Source organism: Microbacterium sp. ER1, from assembly GCF_023383675.1.
Lineage (GTDB): Bacteria > Actinomycetota > Actinomycetes > Actinomycetales > Microbacteriaceae > Microbacterium.
In genome coordinates, this window is the sequence record NZ_QCXO01000136.1 from 167,681 (window position 1) to 188,174 (window position 20,494).

Here is a 20,494-nt window from a genome sequence, read left to right on the forward strand (position 1 = left end):
CCTATGTGGCCGAAGCTGTGTACACCCAGATCGCCGACGACCTCCGCACGCGGATCGCCGACGGGACGCTCCGCCCCGGGGACGACGTGCCGACCGAAGCGGAGCTCGCGGAGCGCTGGCGCACGTCACGCGGTCCGATCCGCAACGCCCTGGCGGCCCTCCGCGCCGAAGGGCTGATCGAGACGGGACGCGGCCGCCCTGCGCGCGTGGTGGCACGGAAGGCGAATCAGGCGGTGGACGTCTCGGTTCCCTTCACCCGCTGGGCGCGGGACCTCGGCGTCTCGCCGGGCGCGCAGACGCAGGAGCTCAGCCTGCGTCGCGCGGGAGACCTCGCCTCGGCACTGGGCGTGGGACGCGACGACACGATCGTGAGCGTGGTCCGGCTGCGGCTTCTCGACGGCCGACCGACGATGCTGGAGCGCCTCGCGTACACCGAGGACGTCGGGCGCCAGCTGTTCGAGGTGGACCTCGATGAGGTGTCGATCACCGAGTACCTCGCCTCGGTCGGCCATCCCATCGTCACCCTGCAGCACGTGATCGACGCGGTCGCCGCCGACGACCAGGACGCCGCGCTCCTGCGTGTGCCGCGCGGAACCCCGATCCTCCGCCTCACGCGGACGTCGCGGGACGCCGAGGGGCGCATCTTCGAGGCATCGGAAGACCGCTACCTCAGCGAGGTGGTGCGCTTCACGGTGGCGGCATCCGGGATCTCGACGGACGGACACTACATGAGAGCGGTGGGCGGCTGAGCCCCGGAACAGATTCGCGACCGCGGGCGCGGGAGTTTAAGAAGCCAGAAAGATCGCGCCCGCGATCGCAGCGCTGGGGACGCTTTATCTGGGGAGCCTTCAGGATATGTCGGCACCGCGAGGCCGCTGAAGTGCCGAATGTCGAGACACTCGTAGACTTTCGTCTACGGTCTCAGGCCCGGGATCACGGGCGTCGTCTCAGACTACGCGGGGCTCACACCACCGGCAACACGGCGGAGACGAGCCAATGCCCGTCCACCTCCCCGGCGCTGAACTCGCCGCTGGCGCCCATCACGCGCTCGGCCATCCGTCCGAGTCCGGTCCGGCTGGAGGAGAGCTCGCGACGCGGCGTCGTGGGCAGCGGACTCCGCAGCGACAGGTGGGCCTTGTCGTCGTCCACGGCGAGACGGATCTCGACGGTGCCGGGGCCCGCGTACTTCAGGACGTTCGTCGCCGACTCGCGCACGATGCGCGCGAGCACGATCTCCACGGCCCGGGGGATGCGCTCGTCGCCGGGGTCGCCATCGAGGATAACCTCGTGCCCGGCCGCTTCGAACTCGGTCTGCGCCTCCTCGACCGCCGCGACGAGGTCGCCCGTCGGCATACCCGCGGCACGGGGGCCGTCGTCGGCGAGGTCGATCACGAAACGGAGGTCGGTCATGGCCTTCCGGGCGGCGACACGGATCGCCTCCCGGGAGCCATCGCTGGCGTCGGGGTCTTCGAGCATCTGCACGTGCAGCGACACCACCGTGAGGTGGTGCGCGATGCTGTCGTGCAGCTCGCCGGCGATCCATCGTCGCTCGGCGAGGACGGCTTCCCGTTCCTGCTCCGCCGCAGCCTCCAGCTCGTGCTCGAGGCGACGTCCCCGGTCGAAGGCCAGCCGGAGTCCGAGGCCGATGGCCCCGGCGACCGTGGCCGCAATCAGGTAGATGCCGACATTGACGGGGACATCGGAGTCTCCGTACGCCATGACCGACGCAGCGACGAGGAAGACTCCGGTGTAGGAGAGGACAAGAGGGCTCCAGCCCAGGCGCATGACCAGCGCAGACGCCAGGGCGGCGGTGATGAGGACCTGCGATTCGGTCCCCGTGAAGAAGGAGGCCACCAGGACGACACCGATCGCACACGTGGCGATCAGAGGCGACCAGAGAAACAGAGCGGTAGCCAGAGTGGAGGCGATGCTCACCGCGGAGGCGAGGGGATTCACGGTGGGATCCGTGAAAAGAGTGAAGACGTCGATCGCGACCATCACGCCGATGATCGCGAGGATGACGATGCTCTCCACGCGTGTGAGGCGTTCGCCGCGTGCGAGTCGGAAAATGTCAGGCACCGCCCGTTTTGACTGGTCTAAGGCCATGGTGCACTGTCTCCTATTCGCCAGCTATCCTAGCGAGTGAAACCGAAAAGCTTGCCAACCTGCTGCCAGAAAGTCATTACATTCACCTCCGTTCTAGTGCCGTTTGTCGATGTCTGTATTCATCTTCTCGGCGGCGAGCGGAGCGCACATCTGGCGTTCGTCCAGACCTCGATAGCCAAAGGTCTACATCCTCAGAGCGCCCGCTTCACGCCGTTAGGCTTCCTCCATGCAGGAAATCCGCGTGGTGATCGTCGATGACGATCCTCTGGTCCGCTCCGCGCTGTCGCACTTCGTGTCGCGCGCGCCCGAGATCACGGTCGTGGCGCAGGCGGAGGACGGTGTGGAGGCCCTCACGACGGTCGAGCGCGAGAAGCCCGACGTCGTGATGATGGACGTCCAGATGCCGGAGATGAACGGCATCGAGGCGACTGCGGCGATCGCCGAACGGTGGCCCGACGTGCGCATCCTCGCCGTCACCACACTCGACGGCAGCGACACGGTGCTGCCCATGCTGAGCGCAGGCGCCTCCGGCTACCTGCTCAAGGACTCCAGCGCGGAGGAGATCGTCACGGGCGTGCGCGAGGTGTTCGCGGGAGCGAGCTCGCTGTCGCCCCGCATCGCGTCGATGCTCATCCGCCATGTGCGCGACTCCACTCCCACCGCGGCGGCGGAGACCCTCGAACCGCTCACCGAGCGCGAGGAGGAGGTGCTGCAGTGCCTCGCGAAGGGCATGTCCAATGCCGAGATCGCGAAGGCGCTCATCGTCTCGGAGGGAACCGTGAAGGCCCACCTCGGTCGCATGATGTCGAAGTGGCACCTGCGCGACCGCGTGCAGATCCTCGTCACGGCCGCCCACGCCGGCCTCGTCACCTTCCGGTGAGCCGCGGCCTCAGAGCGCGAGCAGCACGATCCCGGTGAGGACGACCAGCGAGGCGCCGATCCGCAAGCCGGGCCGGGACTCGCGCAGGACGAAGGCGCCGAACAGGCTCACGAGCACGACGCTGACCTCCCGCAGCGGTGCCACGAGAGCCACCGGAGCGATCTGGATGGCCGTCAGCACGAGGATGTAGGACAGCGGCGACAGGATGCCGAAGGCCAGGATGCGGCGCCACTGCGTGCGCCCCAGCGCCACGACAGCACCCCATCGTCCGCGCACCGCCACGGAATAGAACGGCACCTGCAGCAGCGTCGTCCCGACCATGAACGCCACGGGTGACAGCTCCCACTCCCGCACCGCGTGGGCGTCCCAGATCGTGTAGACCGCGATGGCCACGCCGGTGAGAGCACCGAACAGGAGGCCGGGGTCGATGCGGCGCCCGCTGCCCGCCGGACGGCGGTCGACGAACCCGATCGCGACCACACCGGCGATCACCGCGGCGACGCCGACGAGCGCCAGGGCCGAGGGGCGTTCGCCGAGCAGGAGCACGGCGACGATCACGGAGAGGAAGGGGCCGGTGCCGCGTGCGGTCGCATAGACGGTCGACAGGCTGCCCTCCCGGTAGCCGCGCTGCAGCACGGCCATGTAGGCGACGTGCAGGACCGCGGAGACGGAGACCCCGAGTGCGAACGAGCCGAGGTCGGCCGCACCGAGTCCGCCCGTGAACGGCACGGCCCCGATCCAGACGGCGGTGCTGGCGACCGCACCCCACCACAGGAACGGCGAGCCGGCGCGGCTGATGCCGTGCGCGATGACGTTCCAGGACGCGTGGGCGATCGCGGCGGAGAGGACGAGGACGAGAGCGACAGCGGACACGGCAGACCCTTCCCTCCGCCGCGGGCGCGACGAATCGGGTCCTCCGGGCTTTTGTCCTGTCAGATGACGGCCCTCCTGCGGAGGAGGACCGTGGCGCCGCTCGGACCAGACGGGTGCAGACCCCGGAACCCTAGGCGCTATCGCCACCACCCTATCTCCGACCGGGAGGGGCGCGGTGACCAGGCGCGACTACGCTCGAAGGACACCCTGCGCAGGAAGGTCATGCCATGCCCGTCACCCCGGACGCCCTCGCCCACGCCGAAGACCTCGCCGACTTCGTCGCCGCCTCCCCGTCGAGCTATCACGCCGCCGCCGAGACCGCCCGCCGTCTGGAGGAGACCGGGTTCACACGGCTGCAGGAGGCGGACGCCTGGCCTGCGCAGCCCGGAGGCCGGTACCTCGTGGTCCGCGACGGCGCGACGATCGCGTGGGTGGTGCCGGAGGATGCGTCTTCCACGACGCCCGTGCACGTGTTCGGAGCGCACACCGACTCCCCCGGCTTCAAGCTCAAGCCGCAGCCCACCACCGGAGCCCGCGGCTGGCTGCAGGCCGCCGTCGAGGTGTACGGCGGTCCGCTGCTGAACTCCTGGCTCGACCGGGAGCTGCGCCTCGCCGGCCGGCTCGCCCTCGCCGACGGCCGGGTCGTCCTCGCCGACACCGGAGCCCTGCTGCGCCTCCCCCAGCTCGCCATCCACCTCGATCGCGGGGTCAACAACGGCCTCGCGCTCGACAAGCAGACCGAGACGCAGCCGGTGTGGGGTCTGGGCGATCCGACCGAGGCCGATCTGCTGGCCGAGCTCGCCGACTCCGCCGGCGTGGACGCCGCAGAGATCCGCGGCTACGACGTCGTGGTCGCCGACGCCGCACGGGGTGCCGTGTTCGGCAAGGACGACGCGTTCTTCGCCTCCGGCCGGCTCGACGACCTCGCCTCGGTGCACGCGGGCGTCGTGGCCCTCGCGGCACACGCCCCCGTGGCGGGCGCGCCGATCGCGATCCTCGCCGCGTTCGATCACGAAGAGCTCGGTTCCGAGTCGCGCTCCGGCGCCGCAGGCCCCTTCCTCGAAGACGTTCTGGAACGGCTGTACGCGGGGCTCGGCGCCGACGGCTCCGCCCGCCGCCAGGCGTACGCGTCGTCGTGGTGCCTGTCCAGCGACGTGGGGCACTCCGTGCACCCGAACTACATCGGCCGGCACGACCCCGTCGTGCAGCCCGTGCTCGGCTCCGGACCCATCCTCAAGCTCAACGCCAACCAGCGCTATGCGACCGATGCGGTCGGCGCCGCCTCGTGGCGGAACTGGTGCGATCGGGCCGAGGTGGTGACGCAGGAGTTCGTCTCGAACAACAGCGTGCCGTGCGGCTCGACGATCGGCCCGATCACCGCGACCCGGCTCGGCATCCGGACGGTCGACGTGGGCATCCCGATCCTCTCGATGCACTCCGCCCGCGAGCTCGCCGGCGTCTCGGACCTGCACGACCTGACCCGCGTGGCCGGGGCCTTCTTCGCCGGCTGAATCGGGCCGCGCGGAGTGTGCCCCCGGAGTGCCAGGATGTGAGGATGACCGACATCAGGCCGGCTCTCATCGAGCGTGCAGGCATCGAGATCATCCCCGAGTCCGAGCGGACCGCCCAGCCCCGCGACCTGTTCTGGCCGTGGTTCGCGGCGAACGTGTCGGTGTTCGGGATGTCGTACGGCTCGTTCGTGCTCGGCTTCGGCATCTCCTTCTGGCAGGCGACGGTCGTCTCGGTCATCGGCATCGTCGTGTCGTTCCTGCTGTGCGGACTCATCGCGATCGCGGGCAAGCGCGGGTCGGCGCCGACGATGGTGCTCTCCCGGGCCGCGTTCGGCGTGCAGGGGCAGAAGGTGCCAGGGATCGTGTCCTGGCTCACGTCGATCGGGTGGGAGACGTTCCTCGCGATCATGGCCGTGCTCGCGACGGCGACCGTCATCACGCAGCTCGGCGGCGACGGCGACAGTCTGTGGCTGAAGATCCTCGCGACCGTGATCGTCGCCGCGCTGATCGTCGCCGCCTCCGTGCTCGGATACCACACGATCATGCGGCTGCAGTCGGTGCTGACGTGGATCACCGGCGTCGTGACGATCGTCTACATCATCCTCGCCGCGCCGACCATCGACCTCGCCGCGGTGCTGGCCCGTCCTGACGGGGGCATCGGCCAGGTCGTCGGCGCGCTCGTGATGGTGATGACCGGATTCGGGCTGGGGTGGATCAACATCGCCGCGGACTGGTCGCGCTATCAGAAGCGCACCGCGTCCGACGGGGCGATCGTCGCCTGGAACACCATCGGCGGCTCGGTGGCACCGGTCATCCTCGTCGTCTTCGGTCTGCTGCTCGCGGGATCGGACGAGGAGCTCATGGTCGCGATCGCCGCCGATCCGATCGGCGCGCTGGCGAGCATCCTGCCCGTGTGGGTGCTCGCGCCGTTCCTGTTCACGGCCGTGCTCGCGCTCGTCTCCGGCGCAGTGCTCGGCATCTACTCCTCGGGCCTGACCCTGCTCAGCCTCGGCATCCGCATCCCGCGGCCGTCGGCGGCGGCGATCGACGGCGCGATCCTCACCGCGGGCACCATCTTCGTGGTCTTCTTCGCGACCGACTTCCTCGGCCCGTTCCAGAGCTTCCTCATCACCCTCGGCGTGCCGCTGGCCTCCTGGGCCGGCATCCTCATCGCCGACATCCTGCGTCGCCGGAAGGACTACGACGAGGCGGCCCTGTTCGACAGCCGCGGCCGCTACGGCGCCTGGGACTGGACCTCGATCGGCACCATGGTCGTCGCGAGCGTGATCGGGTGGGGCCTCGTCCTCAACGGCTTCGCGGACTCGGCGCCGTGGAACAACTGGCAGGGATACCTCCTGTTCCTCGTCGGCGGGACGGACGGGGACTGGGCGTACGCGAACCTCGGGGTGTTCGTGGCGCTCGTGCTCTCGTTCCTCGTGACCTGGTTCGCGCGGGCCGGGAAGATCCGGCGGCAGGAGTCGTGAGCCCTTCGACAGGCTCAGGGACCCAGGGAGCGGCAGGCTCAGGGACCCAGGGGGCGGCAGGCCGCGGGGCCGAGGAGGCGGCCGGTTCCGCAGACGAGAGCTGGCTCGTGGTGGTCGATCCGCAGGTGATCTTCGCGTCGCCCGACTCGGCCTGGGGCTCGCCGTTCTTCGCCGCCGCGATGACGAACATCCGGCGCCTCGCGGACGCCTTCGGCGAGCGCGTGCTCGTGACCCGGTGGCTGCCGACGGCCGACCGCTCGACCTCCTGGGGCGAGTACTTCGCCGCGTGGCCGTTCGCCGACCGCCCCGCTGACGACCCGTTGTACGCGCTGGTCCCCGAGGCGGAAGGCCTGTCGCCTCATCCCACCGTCGACCTCCCGACGTTCGGCAAGTGGGGTCCGGAGCTGGAGGCGATCGTGGGGCGCGGTGGTCGGATCGTGCTCGCAGGGGTGTCCACGGACTGCTGCGTCGTGTCCACCGCTCTCGCCGCCGCGGACGCCGGGGCACGCGTGACGCTCGTGGCGGATGCCTGCGCCGGCTCCACGGCCGAGAACCACTCCGCCGCCGTGCAGGTCATGTCCCTGTATCCCCCGCAGATCACCGTGACCGACACCGCCACCCTCCTCTCCCCCTGACCCCCTCCCCCGGGCCCGCATCCCGCGCCCGTGCCGGACGGAAATCGCACCTCCGCACACCGTTTCGCGCCCGTTTTCGATCCCGCACGCCGGCGAGCCCTGCCAGCGGGACGGATTCCGCCCCTCGCGCGGGCCCACCGGGCACGTTTTCGATCCCGCACGGAGTCCCCGTCGCGGGACGCGAAATGCACCTCCGCCGCGCGACGGCGGTGCGTTATCGATCCGGCACCGTGGTGCGGCGTTCGGGCGGGACGGAAAGTGCACCTCGGCAGACGCGGGGAGGGGCGTTGGTGAACCCGACAGGGGCGAGCGTCAGGCGTGGGCGCGGACCGCGGCGGCGATGTCGGCGGGAGTTCCGCGCCACGGAGCACCATGGCCGGGAAGGACCCACTCGGCCTCGAGCGCCGCGAGGCGGTCGAGCGAGGCCAGGGCTGTTGTGGGCTCGTCGGTGAACGGGGCGGGTTGCGCGCCCTCCTCCCCCGTGAGCACATGCCGCGTGGTCAGGGCGTCGCCGACGAACACCGCGCCGACCGCCGGGACGTGCACCGCGATGCTCCCCGGCGAGTGCCCCGGAAGACCCACGACGACCGGGGCCCCGGGGAGGTCGAGCACGTCGCCGTCCGCGACCTCGGAAACCTCGGTGACGTGGCGCGTGCGGAGCGCACTCTTGCGGAGGCCGTAGGCGAGGAACCCGAGCATGGGACCGATCCGGGAAGGACCCATCGGGGTCTTCGGCTTCTCCCCGGTACGCACGCGGTGTGCATCGGCGCCGTGGATGTACACCGGAACGCCGGACTCGCGACGCAGTCGTTCCGCGAATCCGATGTGGTCGCTGTCGCCGTGGGTCAGCACGAGTCCGCGGATGTCGGACAGCGGGCGGCCGATCACGGCGAGCTCCCGCTGAAGGTCATGCCAGTGCCCGGGCAACCCGGCGTCGACGAGGGTGATGCCCTCGGGCAGGTCGATGAGGTACGAGGCGACGATGTCGTTGCCGAGGCGGTGGAGGTGAGGGGCGAGCTTCATGATGATCCTCTCGGGCGATTGCGATGGCTACGTTACGTAGCTATCATGGCTACTGTCAATAGCCATCGAGGAGGATCCATGCCCACCCCCGAACGCACGTCGATCGATGCCATCGTCGCGGCCGGCCAGGACATCATCGAGGCCGACGGTCCTGCGGGACTCACGATGCAGGCGGTCGCGGAGCGTGTCGGCGTGCGGGCCCCCTCCCTCTACAAGCGCGTGCGCGATCGTGAGGCCTTGCGAGTCGCGGTCGCCACGGCATCCGTCGATGCCCTCGCGACCCAGCTCGAGGCGGCCGGCGACGACCTCTCCACGCTCGCCCGCACCTATCGCGCCTTCGCTCATGCGCACCCGGAGGGCTTCCGCCTCATGTTCAACGCCGCGGTCTCCCGCGAGGCCCTGGAACGCTCCGCCGCCCCCGTCATCCGCGCCTGCGCCACCGCGGTCGGCGAGACGGACGCTCTCGACGCCGCGCGTCTCTTCACCGCCTGGGCCACCGGATTCCTGCAGATGGAACTGTCCGGGGCGTTCCGACTCGGGGGTGACGTCGACCGCGCCTTCGAGTACGGCCTCCGGCGTCTCCTCGCGAGCCTCGCCGGGTGAGGACGCCCGTCATTCCCGGTCCATGACGGCGGATGCTGGCACACTGAGGCCGTGGAAGACTCCCGCAGCACCGCCGGAACCGTGGCCGCGAAGACCGGTCGGACGCCCTGGCGTCGCACGAAGATCGCCGTGGGCACCCTCGCCGCGGTCGCCGCCGTCGTCGCGATCGTCGGCGCGCTCACCCCGTGGCCGTCCGCGATGATCATCCGCTCCGTGTTCACGAAAGGCGGCGACGAGACCGCCGCCGAGATGACCAAGCACGTCCCGGACACCGCCCTCGACGAGCGGAAGGATGTCGCCTACGGTGACGCCGGCGCGGACACGACGATGGACGTCTTCCGCCCCGCCTCCGCCGACGGCGCACTGCCGACCGTGGTGTGGATCCACGGAGGCGCCTGGATCTCGGGATCGAAGGAGGACGTCGATCCGTACCTCCGCATCCTCGCCGCGGAGGGCTACACGACCATCGGCGTGAACTACACCCGCGGACCCGAGGGCGTGTATCCGCTCGCCGTCCACCAGCTCGACGAGGCCCTCGCCTACATCGACGCGCACGCGGCGGAACTGGGCGTCGATCCGCGCCGCATCGTGCTGGCAGGAGACTCCGCCGGGGCCCAGCTCGCCAGCCAGATGGCGACACTCATCACGAATCCGGACTACGCCGAGATCCTCGGCATCCGCCCGTCGATCCGCGCAGACCAGCTCGTCGCGACCGTGTTGAACTGCGGAGTCTACGACCTCGCCGCACTGGCAGAACTCGACGGGGTCGCCGGATGGGGCTTCAAGTCGGCGATGTGGGCGTACTCCGGCACGAAGACCTGGGCGGAGGACTCGACGGGCGCCACGATGTCGACCGTCGATTGGGTCACGGCCGACTTCCCCGCGACCTACATCTCCGGCGGCAACGGCGACGGGCTCACCTGGCTCCAGTCGATCCCGATGTCGAAGCGGCTCCAGGAGCTCGGGGTCGACGTGACGCCGGTGTTCTGGCCCGCGCCGCACGAGCCGGAGCTCCCGCACGAATACCAGTTCCACCTCGATCTCCCCGAGGCCCGGAAGGCGCTTGCGGACACCATCGCCTTCCTCGACGCGCACACCCGCTGACCCGGCCTCTTTCGTCCGACCTCGGCTCCGACACGGATGCACGACTCCGGCCCGGGTGCACGACCGAATCCTCCGGATAACCGTGCCACTGTCGCCGGGTCTTGCAGTCGGACCCGGGCACGGATGCACGAGCCGGGCACGGGTGCACGACTGCGGCACGGGTGCAGGACCGAATCCTCCGGATACCCGTGCCACTGTCGCCGGGTCGTGCCGATGCGTCGGGATTTGGACATAACGTCTCTGTGACGACCGGCACGAAAGTGATATGTTTACGGGATGCACACCGAGAACGAACGCGCACTCGAGTCCGGGATCGTCACGGACCTCTCCGGTCGCATGACCTACGGCTCGTACCTCGCGCTCGACCAGCTCCTCACGGCACAGCACCCGGTGAGCGACCCGCAGCACCACGACGAGATGCTGTTCATCATCCAGCACCAGACGACGGAGCTCTGGCTGAAGCAGCTGCTGCATGAGCTCAGCTCGGCGCGGGAACTGCTCGCGGCCGACGACCTGCGCGACGCCCTCAAGCGCATCGCCAGAGTCAAGCGCATCCAGGACGTGATGACGCAGCAGTGGTCGGTGCTCGCGACACTGACCCCGACGGAGTACGCCCAGTTCCGTGGCGCGCTCGGCAACTCGTCCGGCTTCCAGTCGGTGCAGTACCGCGCCGTCGAGTTCGCGCTGGGCAACAAGAACGAGAAGATGCTGAGCGTCTTCCGCGACCACCCCGCGAACCTTGCGCTCCTCACCACCGAGTGGGAGAAGCCCACGCTGTACGACGAGTTCCTCCGCTATGCGTCGCGCCGCGGGCTCCCCGTCCCGCGCGAGATCCTCGACCGGGACGTGCGCCAGCCGTACCGCGAGACCCCGGCCCTCGTACCCGCCATCCGCGCGATCTACCAGGACCCGCGCACCCACTGGGACCTCTACGAGGCCTGCGAGGACCTCGTCGATCTCGAGGACAACTTCCAGTTCTGGCGCTTCCGCCACCTCAAGACCGTGTCCCGGACCATCGGGATGAAGGTCGGCACGGGTGGATCGAGCGGCGTCGGCTTCCTGCAGCGCGCCCTCGACCTGACGTTCTTCCCGGAGCTCTACACCGTCCGCACCGAGATCGGCTCCTGATGCTCGCGGCGACGTTCTTCGACGGCGAGCGCTGGCGCGACGGCGTCGTCGGGCTCGGCGCGGACGGGCGCCCCCAGCTCCGCGATGAGGAGCCCTCCCCCGGCACCCCAGCCCTGGCCGGACGCATCGTCGGCGGCTTCACCGACCACCACGTGCATCTGCAGCTCGTCGACCACATGCTCCTGGCCTCGTCGCGCCTCGGACGGGTGGTCGACCTCGGCGGCGACCCGTCGACCGTCGCGTCTATCGCCGTCCACAATGCAGGAGAACTGGCCGACGGAGGCGGCGCCGGCGCGGTTTCGCGCACGGTGGGGCCGGATTCTCCTGAGTTGCGAACCGTCCGGTACGCCGGCGCCTTCCTCACTTCGCCGGGTGGCTACCCCTCGGATCGGGCATGGGCTCCGGCCGGATCGGTGCGGGAGATCGCGGACCCCGCCGGGGCGGCGGCCGCCGTGGCGGAGATGGCGGCGTCGGGCGCGTCCTTCATCAAGATCGCGAGCAACAGCACCGCCGGCCCTGTGTTCGCCGACGCCCTCTTCCGCGCGATCGTGGAGCTCGCCACTGCGCACGGCCTCCCCGTCGTCGCCCATGCGGAGGGCACCGGCGAGGCGCAGCGCGTCGTCCGCCTCGGAGCGACGCAGCTCGCGCACGCCCCGTTCACCGAGCGCCTGGACGACGAGGAGATCGCGGAGCAGGCCGTCCGGGCCTCCTGGATCAGCACACTCGCCATCCACGACCCCGCCGCGAGGGCCATCGCGATCGACAACGTCGCCCGCTTCCATGCCGCCGGCGGCACCGTCCGCTACGGCACCGACATGGGCAACGGCCCGACCCCCGTTGACATGAACCCCGACGAGGTCCGTGCCCTCCGCACCGCCGGGCTCGACGACGAGACCCTCCTCCGCGCCCTCGCGCCGGTCGACCCGCTCGATCCCCGCTCTCTCCTGCTCCTGCTGCCACCGGGATCCGCCGATCCCCTGGCCGCCCGCCCCCTCACCGCCGCCGACCTGAAGGTGTGACATGACCGACCGCTCCGCCGACACCGCCCTCCTCGACGCCGCCCGCACCCTGGACGCCGCCGACCCGCTCGCCGCGCACCTCGACGCGTTCGTCGAGGCCCCGGGCGTCACCGCCTATCTGGACGGCAACTCGCTCGGCCGCCCGCTGCGCGACGTGCCGGAGAAGCTCGCCGCGTTCGTGCGCGAGGACTGGGGCACACGCCTCATCCGCTCCTGGGACGAACAGTGGATGGCCCTGCCGATGGAGCTCGGAGACCGCATCGGCGCCATCACCCTCGGCGCGGGGCCGGGGCAGACGGTCGTGTCGGACTCCACGAGCGTCCTGCTGTACAAGCTCATGCGGGGGGCCCTTCGACAGGCTCAGGGCCCCAGGGGCACGGCTCAGGGATCCGCGGGGCGGACGGAGCTCGTGATCGAAGAGGGGAACTTCCCCACCGACCGGTTCCTCGCCGAGGGCGTCGCGGCGGAGATGGGGGCCACGCTGCGCTGGATCACGCCCGACCCGGTACACGGCGTCACGGTCGACGACGTCGCGGCCGTGGTCTCCGAGCGGACGGCGCTCGTCTCGCTCAGCCACGTCGACTACCGCTCCGGCGCCCTCGCCGACATGCCCGCCATCACCGCCGTCGTCCATGACGCGGGAGCGCTCATGCTGTGGGACCTCTGCCATTCGGCGGGTGTCGTGCCGATGCAGCTCGACGACTGGGGCGTCGACATGGCCGTCGGCTGCACCTACAAGTACCTCAACGGCGGCCCGGGATCGCCCGCGTTCGCCTACCTCCGCCACGACCTGCAGGGCCTGCTGCGGCAGCCGATCCAAGGCTGGTGGAGCGCGGCCGACATCTTCGCCATGGGCCCGGAGTACGTCCCCGCCGACGGCATCCGTCAGCTCCTCAGCGGCACGCCGCCGGTGACCTCGATGCTCGCGATGCAGGGGATGATCGACCTCATCGAGCAGTCGGGGATCGACGGCGTGCGCGCGAAGTCGGAGTCGCTCACCGCGCTCGCTGTGCGGGCGTACGACGAGCTGCTCGCGCCGCTGGACGTCCGCCTGCTCAGCCCTCGTGACCCGGCGCGACGCGGCGGACACATCACGATCGGCCACCCCGATTTCCGGGAGGTCACCCGGAGGCTCTGGGCGGACGGCGTCATCCCCGACTTCCGCTTCCCTGATGGGATCCGGCTCGGGCTGTCGCCGCTGAGCACCTCACACGCCGAGACCGTGGCCGGGGTGCTCGCGGTCAGGGACGCGTTGGAGTCCGGTGTCTCCTGACCCCGCGGCGCCGGTCGTGCTCGATGACATCGACGCCCGCCCCGGCAGCACCGCCTCGCTCCTGCGCACCCTGATCGGCCTGTATCTGCGCCCGCTGGGAGGCTGGATCTCGGCCGCCGATCTCGTGGCGCTGGCCGCCGACCTCGGCATCCCCGCCGCTCCCGCCCGGACGGGCATCGCCCGTCTCAAGCAGAAGGGCCTGCTCCTGCCGGAGCGCCGCGACGCCGTCGGCTACCGGCTGAGCCCGGCGGCCGTGCCGATGCTGGAGCGCGGCGACCGCCGGATCTTCCGGATGCAGGAGATGACCGACGACGATCCGTGGTGCCTCGTGTCGTTCTCGATCCCGGAGAGTGCGCGCAGCGTGCGTCATCAGCTGCGCCGGCGCCTGCAGTGGATCGGCGCCGGCGTCGTCTCCCCCGCCCTGTGGATCTGCCCCGGGCACCTCAGGGCGGAGGCGGAGCAGATCCTCGACGAGCTCGGCGCCCGCCGCTGGGCGACGCTGTTCGACGCGTCGGCCCCCGCCCCGGCCGGCACGCTGGCCGAGGCCGCGGCGGCGTGGTGGGACCTGGACGCGCTGCGCGGCGAGCACGAAGCCTTCCAGGCCTCGCTCACCGCGCTCCCGGATGCGCCGTTCCCCGCGTACGTGCACCTCATCGACCGCTGGCGGGTGCTGCCCTACACCGATCCGGGACTGCCCCCGGCGATGCTGCCGGCCGACTGGCCGGGCGGACGCAGCTTCGAGGCGTTCGCCCGCCTGTCGGCGGCGTGGGCGGCACCCGCCCTCGCGCATGTCCGCGCCGTGACGGCCTAGTCGGTCCGGGCGACCTCGCGCACGAATCCGGTCACATGCTCCTGCAGCCGCAGGATGCGCATCTCGCGCGCGAGCTCGCGGTCGTACCCCGGATAGGCCAGCGGCGGGAGCTTGCGCACCGCCGCGTTGCAGCCGAACTCCGCGCACGCGAGCACACCGACCGTGTCGCCCTTGCGGCCGGCGGCCCCGGCGCGTCGGGCGACGTACAGCTGCACGTCGTTGCGGAGCGTCACGTCCTCGCACCACGAGCACTGGGCGCGGGCGAGCACGCGCTGCTCGGCGCGCTGCAGCACGACGCCCACGGGCTCGTCGTCGATCCACACGACGACGTAGGCGCGCCGGGGCAGCTTCGGGTCGATCCAGCCGAGGTAGTCGAGCCGGTCGAAATCGGTCTCGGCGAAGCCGGGCGGCAGAGTGATGTCGGAGACCTCCTTGCGGGAGGCGTTGCAGAAGGAGGCGCGCAGGGCGCGCTCGTCGATGGGACGCATGAGGGGAAGAGCTTTCGGTGTGATCGCCGGAACGGCGAGACGGATCGGAGGATCACCCGGACGATGCCGGGGTACGACGCAGCACCGGGGACGGGGTTCCGCCTCCGGCCGGTCCTCAGCCTCTGTCTGCGGCGCTGAACGCGCCTGCAGCTCCGCTCCGCGCCCCGAGGGCGCTCATCGACGACAGCACCCGGCGAGCCTACACCCGTTTGTTTCGTCGCGTGTCGGGAGCGCTGCGGGATCCCGACCCTGTCGACGTACTCTGGCCGGACGCCGATCCGAAGGAGTCCCCGTGTCCACGCCGCTGCACCGCCGTCCGCCCCTCGAGGTGCGTGAGCGTGCGACGTGCATGTGCAGGAACGGCGGCCGCTGCTCCTCCTCGGCCCCCGGCCACGCCCTTCATCTGATCCAGGAGCGTCTCGCCGCAGCGACCCCGGCGCGATGGGCGGACGCGTTCGTGATCGCGGCGGATCCGGGCGCCGGAGACCTCGTCGTCCGCACGCTCGACGGCACCACGCACTCGCTGTGGAACGGTTCCGGCGCCGCGCTGGAGGCCGCCATCGGCAGCCCGGTCGCCCTCCACCTCGACTACGCCGTGCTCGCCGTGGGACGCACCCGCTTCAACGTCGCCGTCGTGTGACGAGGGCCTGATCCCCTCGGGTCAGGCGCTCGCCATCATCATGTCGCGGACCGCCATGCACGCGTTCATGCAGGCCTGGCACGCCTGAGCGCAGAGGCGGCAGACGTCGCTGTGATCGGCATGCTGCATGCACTCGTCCATGCACATCTGGCACATCGCGATACACGCGTCCAGCATCGCCATCATCGTGGCCGGGGTCATCCCCTGCATGCGGAGCATCGATCGCATCATCGTGTGGCACACGTCCGCGCAGTTCATGCACGCGGGGGCGCAGTCCATCTCCTGCGTCGCGCACACCGTGCAGGCCTGCTCGCAGGCGGCACACGCGTCCATACACGCCTGGAGCACCGACATGTCCATCATCGCCATGTCCGGCATCGACTCCATGTTCCTGGACATGGCACCCATCATCATCGCGTCCATCGCACACCGCTCCCTTTGTCGAGGACGACGGGCAGGACACCCGCCTGGCGCCAGGCTAACCCCTGTGCGGGCGGGAGTCGATGGGGGCGGAACGCTGACACGCCCGTCGGTGAATGTCAATCCCGTGGACGGACCGCGACGCCGGTGCGACGCTCGAAGAGAAATCGATCCGTCCAGGAGAGGAGCCTCTTATGAGTGGCGCAGATGACATGAAGAATTCCGCTGAGAAGCTGGGTGGCAAGGTCAAGGAAGGCTTCGGCAAGCTCACCGACAACGAGAAGCTCGAGGCCGAAGGCCAGGCGGATCAGGTGAAGGCCGACGCGAAGCAGGCCGGCGAGAACGTGAAGGACGCCGCGGGCAAGGCCGGCGACAGCGTCAAGGACGCGTTCAACCGCTGATCCCCCACCCGCTGAACCCATGAAGAGGGGGAGGCTCGCCGATGGCGAGCCTCCCCCTCCGCACTCGGGTCAGACCTTGCGGCTGCCGGTGATCGCTCGGATCAGCCAGGCGATCACGGCGATGGCCAGGAGCACCAGACCGACCCACAGCAGGAACTGGAGCGACTGCACCAGTCCTCCGGTGATCGCGAGGATCACGGCGATGACGATGACGATGATCAGGAGGATGTTCATCGGTCTTTCCCTTCTCTGGGGGCGCGGGGGCCCGACTGCGGTGACCTCACGCTAGACCCGAACCACACCCTCTCTGGAGGGGGTTGACTTGGACCCTCCCGATGCGCGAAGGAGCAGAGCAATGCCAGGACGACGCAACAACTCGCTGAAGGATCCGGAGCTGTACGAAGAGCTCCGCGACGACGGGGCTTCGAAGGAGAAGGCCGCCCGCATCTCGAACGCGGCCGCACGAGACGGCCGCAGCTCGGTCGGCCGCCGCGGCGGGAAGCACGGGGACTACGAGGACTGGACCGTTCCCGAGCTGCGGAAGCGCGCGAAGGAGTTGGGTCTCACCGGCTACAGCGGCAAGCGCAAGGCCGAGCTCATCTCCGAACTGCGAAACCACTGACCCGGATGACGCGCTTCGGGATCGAGGAGGAGTTCCTTCTGCTCGATGAGGATTCGCTCGTCCCCGTCGCCCTCAGCGGTGACATCCTGGAGCGCATCGGCGATGACGTCACCGCCGGACGCGTGACCACCGAGTACCTGGCCTCACAGGTCGAGGCCCTCACCGATCCGGTACGCACCGGCGCCGAGGCCGTCCAGCAGCTGACGGCGTTGCGCGCGGCCATCGGGAGGCAGGCCCGCGTCCGGCGCGCGATCGCGGCACCGACCGGCGCGCCGTTCACCACTCTCCGCTCGCCGCGCCTCTCGCCGTCGGCGCACTACGACGACGTCGCGCGACGGCTGGCGCACCTCACCCGCGAGCACGAGGTCAACGGCCTGCACGTGCACGTGGAGGTGCCGGACGAGGAGGAGCGGGTCCGCGCTCTGAATCGGCTTCGCGCGTGGCTGCCCCTGCTGCTCGCCCTCAGCACGAACAGCCCGTTCGGCAACGGTCTCGACACGGGTTTCGCGAGCTGGCGGAGCATGCTCATCCGCCGACTCCCCTCGTCGTGGTGTCCGCCCCGGTTCGCCGACGTCGACGACTACCGCACGCGCGTGGACCAGCTCCTCGACCTCGGGACCATCGGCGAGGCGACCTCCCTCTCCTGGGCGGTGCGCCTCTCCGAGCGCTACCCGACCGTGGAGGCGCGCGTCGCGGACACGCAGCTCACCGCGGAGGACGCCGTCCTCTCCGCGCTGCTGACCCGCGGGATAGCCCTGTCGTCCGGGCAGCGGATCGTCGCCGATGAGACGGAGACGATCGACGCGTCGATCTGGATGGCGTCGCGAGCGGGGATGACGGCGCGCCTCTTGGATCCGCTCACGGGCGAGATCGCCCCGGCCTGGACGGTGGCGGAGCACCTGCTCGACGACATCGGACCGGTGCTGGACGAGCTCGGCGATGCGGACGCGGTACGGGCGGGCCTCGCCCGGATACGGGCCGACGGGACCGGCGCGGCACGGCAGCGTGCGGCGCACGCACGGGACGGGCTCCCCGCGCTCCGACGGCTCCTGCAGGAAGGTACCGGAACACCGGCCGCCTGACCGGGCCCTCGCGTCCGTCGCCCGGAGTAGGGTCGGCCTGTGTCATCCTTCGCCCCGCTCCAGCGGCTCGTCATCGCGATCGCCGTGCTGGCCTCGTTCGTCACGTTCCTCGACGGGACAGTGGTGAACGTCGCCCTTCCCGCCATCAGCGAGGAGCTCGGCGGTGGGATCACCACGCAGCAGTGGGTCGTCGACGCGTACCTCATCACCCTCAGCGCGCTGATCCTGCTCGCCGGCTCCCTGTCCGACGCCTACGGACGGGTGCTGGTGATGCGGATCGGCCTCATCGCCTTCGGCATCGCGTCCGTCGCGGTCGCCGCCGCGATCGACCCGCTCATGCTCATCGTGGCCCGCGGGGCGCAGGGGGCGGCCGGGGCCCTGCTCGTCCCCAGCTCCCTCGCGCTCATCACCGCGACCATGCGCGGCGACCTCCAGGCGAGGGCCATCGGCGTCTGGACCGCCTTCACCACGGCCGCTCAATTGGTCGGTCCGCTGCTCGGCGGGCTCTTCGTCGACTTCCTGTCCTGGCGCTTCGTCTTCCTCATCAACGTCCTCCCCATCGGGGTGACGTTGGTGCTGCTCGCCCGCCTGCATCTGCCGGAGCACCCGCGGGGCGTCCGCGTCGACTGGTGGAGCGGTGCACTGTGCGCCCTGGGCCTGGGCGCCATCGTCTTCGCGCTCATCGAGCAGCCGAACCTCGGGTGGGCCTCCCCCGCGATCTGGATCCCCGCCGTGGCCGGGGCCGCGCTCTTCGCCGTCTTCCTGTGGCGCCAGGGCCGCTCGGCCACGCCGCTCATGCCGCTCTGGCTGTTCCGGGTGCGCGACTTCGGGTGGGGCAACCTCGCCACGCTGTTCGTGTACGCCTCGCTCTCCCTCAACGGCTTCGTCGTCGGCGTCTACCTCCAGCAGGGGGCGGGACTCAGCGCGACGGCGGCGGGGCTCGCGAGCCTGCCGATGACGATCCTCATGATCCTGCTGAGCTCCCGTGCCGGCGGGTGGGCGGGGCGCTGGGGCCCGCGCATCTTCATGACTGTCGGGCCGCTGATCATGGCCGTCGGAGCCCTGATGCTGCTGACCGTGAACGCCGGCTTCGATTACTGGGCCCAGGTGCTCCCGGCCATGATCGTGATGGGCCTGGGCCTGTCGCTCACCGTTGCCCCACTGACGGCCGCGATCCTCGGCGCCATCGACGAGAACCACTCCGGCATCGCCTCCGCCGTGAACAACGCCGTCTCCCGCGTCGCCGGTCTGCTCGTGGTCGCGATGCTGTCGACCATCGTCGGGGGCACCCTCGACCTCGACGGGTTCCGCAACGCGGCCTGGGTGACGGCGGCGCTCCTCGTGCTCGGGGGCGTCGTGTCGTGGATCGGGATCCGCCGGAACCCCTCGGAGGCCGCGGCCCCGCCCGCCGACGCCCCCGCGCAGCCGACGCCTCAGCCGCGATGAGCCTCCCTCGTCCCCTGCGCGGTCGAAGCAGCGCACGCGTCTCCCTGGCGCCGACGGCCCTCGTCGCGGTCGGGATCCTCGCCCTCTCCGCCTGCACCGCTCCGTCCACTCTCCCCGCGGAGGGAACGGCGCCGTCGGCCGCTGTCGCGCTGCTTCCGACCGCCGCCCTCCCGGACTACCAGCTCGGCGGCGCCTACGACCCGCCCGAGGGTGTGAGGATCGTCGCCCGCGACCGCAGCGCGGAGCCCGCCGCCGGCCTCTATTCCGTCTGCTACGTCAACGGCTTCCAGACCCAGCCGGGCGAGCTGGACACCTGGCCCGACGACCTGCTCCTGCACGACGGCGACGAGGTGGTCGTCGATCCCGACTGGCCCGACGAGGCCCTCCTGGACACCGGCAGCGCGGCACAGCGGTCCCGCATCGCCGAGATCGTGATCCCGTGGATCGAGGGCTGTGCGGACTCCGGCTTCCAGGCGGTCGAGTTCGACAACCTCGACTCGTTCTCGCGCGCGGACGGCGCCCTGAGCCTGGACGACAACCTCGCCCTCGCGGAGCTCTTCGTCGACGCGGCGCACGGCGTCGGGCTCGCCGCCGGGCAGAAGAACGCGGCCGAACATGCCGACGCCCTGAAGGAGCGCGCGGGCTTCGACTTCGCCGTGACGGAGGAGTGCGCCGCCTACGCGGAGTGCGGCGCGTACACCGCGGTCTACGGGCCGCACGTGATCGACATCGAGTACACGGATCAGCTCCCTCGGCCGTTCGCGGAGCTGTGTGCCGACCCGGACACCCCGGCGTCGACAGTGCTCCGCGATCGCGACCTCGTCACTCCGGACGAGGAGGGGTACGTGTTCGCCGGGTGCCCGTGACGGCGGGCGCGCTTGCCTGCCGAGCGCCTCGGCGTCAAGTCCCTGGTGGTCTCCGCTCGCGCGGGTGAGGATGCGGGTG

The 20,494-nt window shown here is 70.6% G+C and carries 23 protein-coding genes; 17 read left to right on the plus strand and 6 right to left on the minus strand.

Annotated features, from left to right (window positions below):
* Positions 1-5: 5 nt before the first annotated feature.
* On the plus strand, positions 6-749 hold the full coding sequence (locus tag BV453_RS11315; protein WP_249521622.1) for a GntR family transcriptional regulator: 744 nt from the start codon (positions 6-8) through the stop codon (positions 747-749).
* Positions 750-963: 214 nt separating this feature from the next.
* Here the strand turns inward: BV453_RS11315 and BV453_RS11320 are convergent, their stop codons facing one another.
* Positions 964-2,034, minus strand: coding sequence for a histidine kinase (locus BV453_RS11320; protein WP_249521623.1), 1,071 nt, complete (start codon positions 2,032-2,034; stop codon positions 964-966).
* 298 nt (positions 2,035-2,332) lie between these two features.
* Between BV453_RS11320 and BV453_RS11325 the strand changes: the two genes are divergently transcribed.
* Complete coding sequence (locus BV453_RS11325) at positions 2,333-2,986, plus strand: response regulator transcription factor (RefSeq protein WP_231729504.1); 654 nt, start codon at positions 2,333-2,335, stop codon at positions 2,984-2,986.
* A 9-nt stretch (positions 2,987-2,995) separates the two neighbouring features.
* Here the strand turns inward: BV453_RS11325 and BV453_RS11330 are convergent, their stop codons facing one another.
* The gene (locus BV453_RS11330; RefSeq protein ID WP_249521624.1) at positions 2,996-3,859 is read right to left on the minus strand and encodes an EamA family transporter; all 864 of its coding nucleotides are present in this window, start codon (positions 3,857-3,859) and stop codon (positions 2,996-2,998) included.
* A gap of 227 nt (positions 3,860-4,086) precedes the next feature.
* Here BV453_RS11330 and BV453_RS11335 point away from each other — a divergent pair, with 227 nt between their 5' ends.
* From BV453_RS11335 to BV453_RS11345, 3 genes are all read left to right on the plus strand, one after another.
* Positions 4,087-5,370, plus strand: a complete 1,284-nt coding sequence (locus BV453_RS11335; protein ID WP_062765465.1) for a M18 family aminopeptidase — start codon at positions 4,087-4,089, stop codon at positions 5,368-5,370.
* A 44-nt stretch (positions 5,371-5,414) separates the two neighbouring features.
* Positions 5,415-6,854 (plus strand): cytosine permease, encoded by a 1,440-nt coding sequence (locus BV453_RS11340; protein WP_249521625.1) that lies wholly within the window; start codon positions 5,415-5,417, stop codon positions 6,852-6,854.
* 107 nt (positions 6,855-6,961) lie between these two features.
* Positions 6,962-7,489 carry a cysteine hydrolase gene (locus tag BV453_RS11345; RefSeq protein WP_249521683.1) on the plus strand — a complete coding sequence of 176 codons (528 nt, stop codon included), beginning with the start codon at positions 6,962-6,964 and terminating at the stop codon, positions 7,487-7,489.
* 312 nt (positions 7,490-7,801) lie between these two features.
* Here BV453_RS11345 and BV453_RS11350 read toward each other — a convergent pair whose 3' ends face one another.
* The gene (locus BV453_RS11350; protein ID WP_249521626.1) at positions 7,802-8,512 is read right to left on the minus strand and encodes an MBL fold metallo-hydrolase; all 711 of its coding nucleotides are present in this window, start codon (positions 8,510-8,512) and stop codon (positions 7,802-7,804) included.
* A gap of 78 nt (positions 8,513-8,590) precedes the next feature.
* Between BV453_RS11350 and BV453_RS11355 the strand changes: the two genes are divergently transcribed.
* The 6 genes from BV453_RS11355 (at position 8,591) to BV453_RS11380 (ending at position 14,450) form a co-directional block, all read left to right on the plus strand.
* Complete coding sequence (locus BV453_RS11355) at positions 8,591-9,115, plus strand: TetR/AcrR family transcriptional regulator (RefSeq protein ID WP_249521627.1); 525 nt, start codon at positions 8,591-8,593, stop codon at positions 9,113-9,115.
* Between the two features lie 51 nt (positions 9,116-9,166).
* Positions 9,167-10,219, plus strand: coding sequence for an alpha/beta hydrolase (locus tag BV453_RS11360; RefSeq protein ID WP_025102507.1), 1,053 nt, complete (start codon positions 9,167-9,169; stop codon positions 10,217-10,219).
* Positions 10,220-10,495: 276 nt separating this feature from the next.
* A complete protein-coding gene (locus BV453_RS11365; protein WP_126893872.1) occupies positions 10,496-11,347 on the plus strand; it encodes a tryptophan 2,3-dioxygenase in 852 nt (283 codons plus the stop codon).
* Positions 11,347-12,366 carry an amidohydrolase family protein gene (locus tag BV453_RS11370; RefSeq protein ID WP_249521628.1) on the plus strand — a complete coding sequence of 340 codons (1,020 nt, stop codon included), beginning with the start codon at positions 11,347-11,349 and terminating at the stop codon, positions 12,364-12,366. Before BV453_RS11365 ends, BV453_RS11370 begins: the two co-directional genes overlap by 1 nt.
* Position 12,367: 1 nt before the next feature.
* The gene (locus BV453_RS11375; RefSeq protein WP_126893870.1) at positions 12,368-13,639 is read left to right on the plus strand and encodes a kynureninase; all 1,272 of its coding nucleotides are present in this window, start codon (positions 12,368-12,370) and stop codon (positions 13,637-13,639) included.
* The gene (locus tag BV453_RS11380) at positions 13,629-14,450 is read left to right on the plus strand and encodes a PaaX family transcriptional regulator C-terminal domain-containing protein (RefSeq protein ID WP_249521629.1); all 822 of its coding nucleotides are present in this window, start codon (positions 13,629-13,631) and stop codon (positions 14,448-14,450) included. Before BV453_RS11375 ends, BV453_RS11380 begins: the two co-directional genes overlap by 11 nt.
* Here the strand turns inward: BV453_RS11380 and BV453_RS11385 are convergent.
* Complete coding sequence (locus BV453_RS11385; RefSeq protein WP_025102512.1) at positions 14,447-14,938, minus strand: FBP domain-containing protein; 492 nt, start codon at positions 14,936-14,938, stop codon at positions 14,447-14,449. The genes BV453_RS11380 and BV453_RS11385 overlap by 4 nt on opposite strands.
* Positions 14,939-15,230: 292 nt before the next feature.
* Here BV453_RS11385 and BV453_RS11390 point away from each other — a divergent pair, with 292 nt between their 5' ends.
* Positions 15,231-15,578 carry a hypothetical protein gene (locus BV453_RS11390; protein ID WP_249521630.1) on the plus strand — a complete coding sequence of 116 codons (348 nt, stop codon included), beginning with the start codon at positions 15,231-15,233 and terminating at the stop codon, positions 15,576-15,578.
* A 21-nt stretch (positions 15,579-15,599) separates the two neighbouring features.
* Here BV453_RS11390 and BV453_RS11395 read toward each other — a convergent pair whose 3' ends face one another.
* Entirely contained in the window at positions 15,600-15,977 is a 378-nt protein-coding gene (locus tag BV453_RS11395; RefSeq protein ID WP_249521631.1) for a hypothetical protein, read from the minus strand.
* Positions 15,978-16,210: 233 nt separating this feature from the next.
* Between BV453_RS11395 and BV453_RS11400 the strand changes: the two genes are divergently transcribed.
* Positions 16,211-16,399: a CsbD family protein gene (locus tag BV453_RS11400; protein ID WP_370670658.1), complete on the plus strand. Its 189-nt coding sequence runs from the start codon at positions 16,211-16,213 to the stop codon at positions 16,397-16,399.
* Positions 16,400-16,468: 69 nt separating this feature from the next.
* Here BV453_RS11400 and BV453_RS11405 read toward each other — a convergent pair whose 3' ends face one another.
* Complete coding sequence (locus BV453_RS11405; RefSeq protein ID WP_164498167.1) at positions 16,469-16,633, minus strand: hypothetical protein; 165 nt, start codon at positions 16,631-16,633, stop codon at positions 16,469-16,471.
* Between the two features lie 121 nt (positions 16,634-16,754).
* On the opposite strand from BV453_RS11405, the gene BV453_RS11410 reads away from it, so the two are divergent.
* The 4 genes from BV453_RS11410 to BV453_RS11425 are packed head-to-tail and all read left to right on the plus strand — an operon-like array spanning position 16,755 to position 20,415.
* Entirely contained in the window at positions 16,755-17,021 is a 267-nt protein-coding gene (locus tag BV453_RS11410; protein WP_025102516.1) for a Rho termination factor N-terminal domain-containing protein, read from the plus strand.
* Between the two features lie 5 nt (positions 17,022-17,026).
* The gene (locus BV453_RS11415; RefSeq protein ID WP_249521632.1) at positions 17,027-18,103 is read left to right on the plus strand and encodes a YbdK family carboxylate-amine ligase; all 1,077 of its coding nucleotides are present in this window, start codon (positions 17,027-17,029) and stop codon (positions 18,101-18,103) included.
* A 39-nt stretch (positions 18,104-18,142) separates the two neighbouring features.
* Positions 18,143-19,549 (plus strand): MFS transporter, encoded by a 1,407-nt coding sequence (locus BV453_RS11420; protein WP_249521633.1) that lies wholly within the window; start codon positions 18,143-18,145, stop codon positions 19,547-19,549.
* Complete coding sequence (locus tag BV453_RS11425) at positions 19,546-20,415, plus strand: endo alpha-1,4 polygalactosaminidase (RefSeq protein ID WP_249521634.1); 870 nt, start codon at positions 19,546-19,548, stop codon at positions 20,413-20,415. The genes BV453_RS11420 and BV453_RS11425 overlap by 4 nt, the downstream gene beginning before the upstream one ends.
* Positions 20,416-20,494: the final 79 nt, after the last annotated feature.

What these genes read in the sequence shown, in the direction of transcription:
- BV453_RS11415 (WP_249521632.1), top strand. Translation starts at nt 17,027, where the DNA reads ATGACGCGCTTCGGGATCGAGGAGGAGTTCCTTCTGCTCGATGAGGAT.
- BV453_RS11370 (WP_249521628.1), top strand. Translation starts at nt 11,347, where the DNA reads ATGCTCGCGGCGACGTTCTTCGACGGCGAGCGCTGGCGCGACGGCGTC.
- BV453_RS11325 (WP_231729504.1), top strand. Translation starts at nt 2,333, where the DNA reads ATGCAGGAAATCCGCGTGGTGATCGTCGATGACGATCCTCTGGTCCGC.
- BV453_RS11375 (WP_126893870.1), top strand. Translation starts at nt 12,368, where the DNA reads ATGACCGACCGCTCCGCCGACACCGCCCTCCTCGACGCCGCCCGCACC.
- BV453_RS11405 (WP_164498167.1), bottom strand. Translation starts at nt 16,633, where the DNA reads ATGAACATCCTCCTGATCATCGTCATCGTCATCGCCGTGATCCTCGCG.
- BV453_RS11340 (WP_249521625.1), top strand. Translation starts at nt 5,415, where the DNA reads ATGACCGACATCAGGCCGGCTCTCATCGAGCGTGCAGGCATCGAGATC.
- BV453_RS11365 (WP_126893872.1), top strand. Translation starts at nt 10,496, where the DNA reads ATGCACACCGAGAACGAACGCGCACTCGAGTCCGGGATCGTCACGGAC.
- BV453_RS11350 (WP_249521626.1), bottom strand. Translation starts at nt 8,512, where the DNA reads ATGAAGCTCGCCCCTCACCTCCACCGCCTCGGCAACGACATCGTCGCC.
- BV453_RS11395 (WP_249521631.1), bottom strand. Translation starts at nt 15,977, where the DNA reads ATGTCCAGGAACATGGAGTCGATGCCGGACATGGCGATGATGGACATG.
- BV453_RS11335 (WP_062765465.1), top strand. Translation starts at nt 4,087, where the DNA reads ATGCCCGTCACCCCGGACGCCCTCGCCCACGCCGAAGACCTCGCCGAC.
- BV453_RS11410 (WP_025102516.1), top strand. Translation starts at nt 16,755, where the DNA reads ATGCCAGGACGACGCAACAACTCGCTGAAGGATCCGGAGCTGTACGAA.
- BV453_RS11400 (WP_370670658.1), top strand. Translation starts at nt 16,211, where the DNA reads ATGAAGAATTCCGCTGAGAAGCTGGGTGGCAAGGTCAAGGAAGGCTTC.
- BV453_RS11425 (WP_249521634.1), top strand. Translation starts at nt 19,546, where the DNA reads ATGAGCCTCCCTCGTCCCCTGCGCGGTCGAAGCAGCGCACGCGTCTCC.
- BV453_RS11355 (WP_249521627.1), top strand. Translation starts at nt 8,591, where the DNA reads ATGCCCACCCCCGAACGCACGTCGATCGATGCCATCGTCGCGGCCGGC.
- BV453_RS11385 (WP_025102512.1), bottom strand. Translation starts at nt 14,938, where the DNA reads ATGCGTCCCATCGACGAGCGCGCCCTGCGCGCCTCCTTCTGCAACGCC.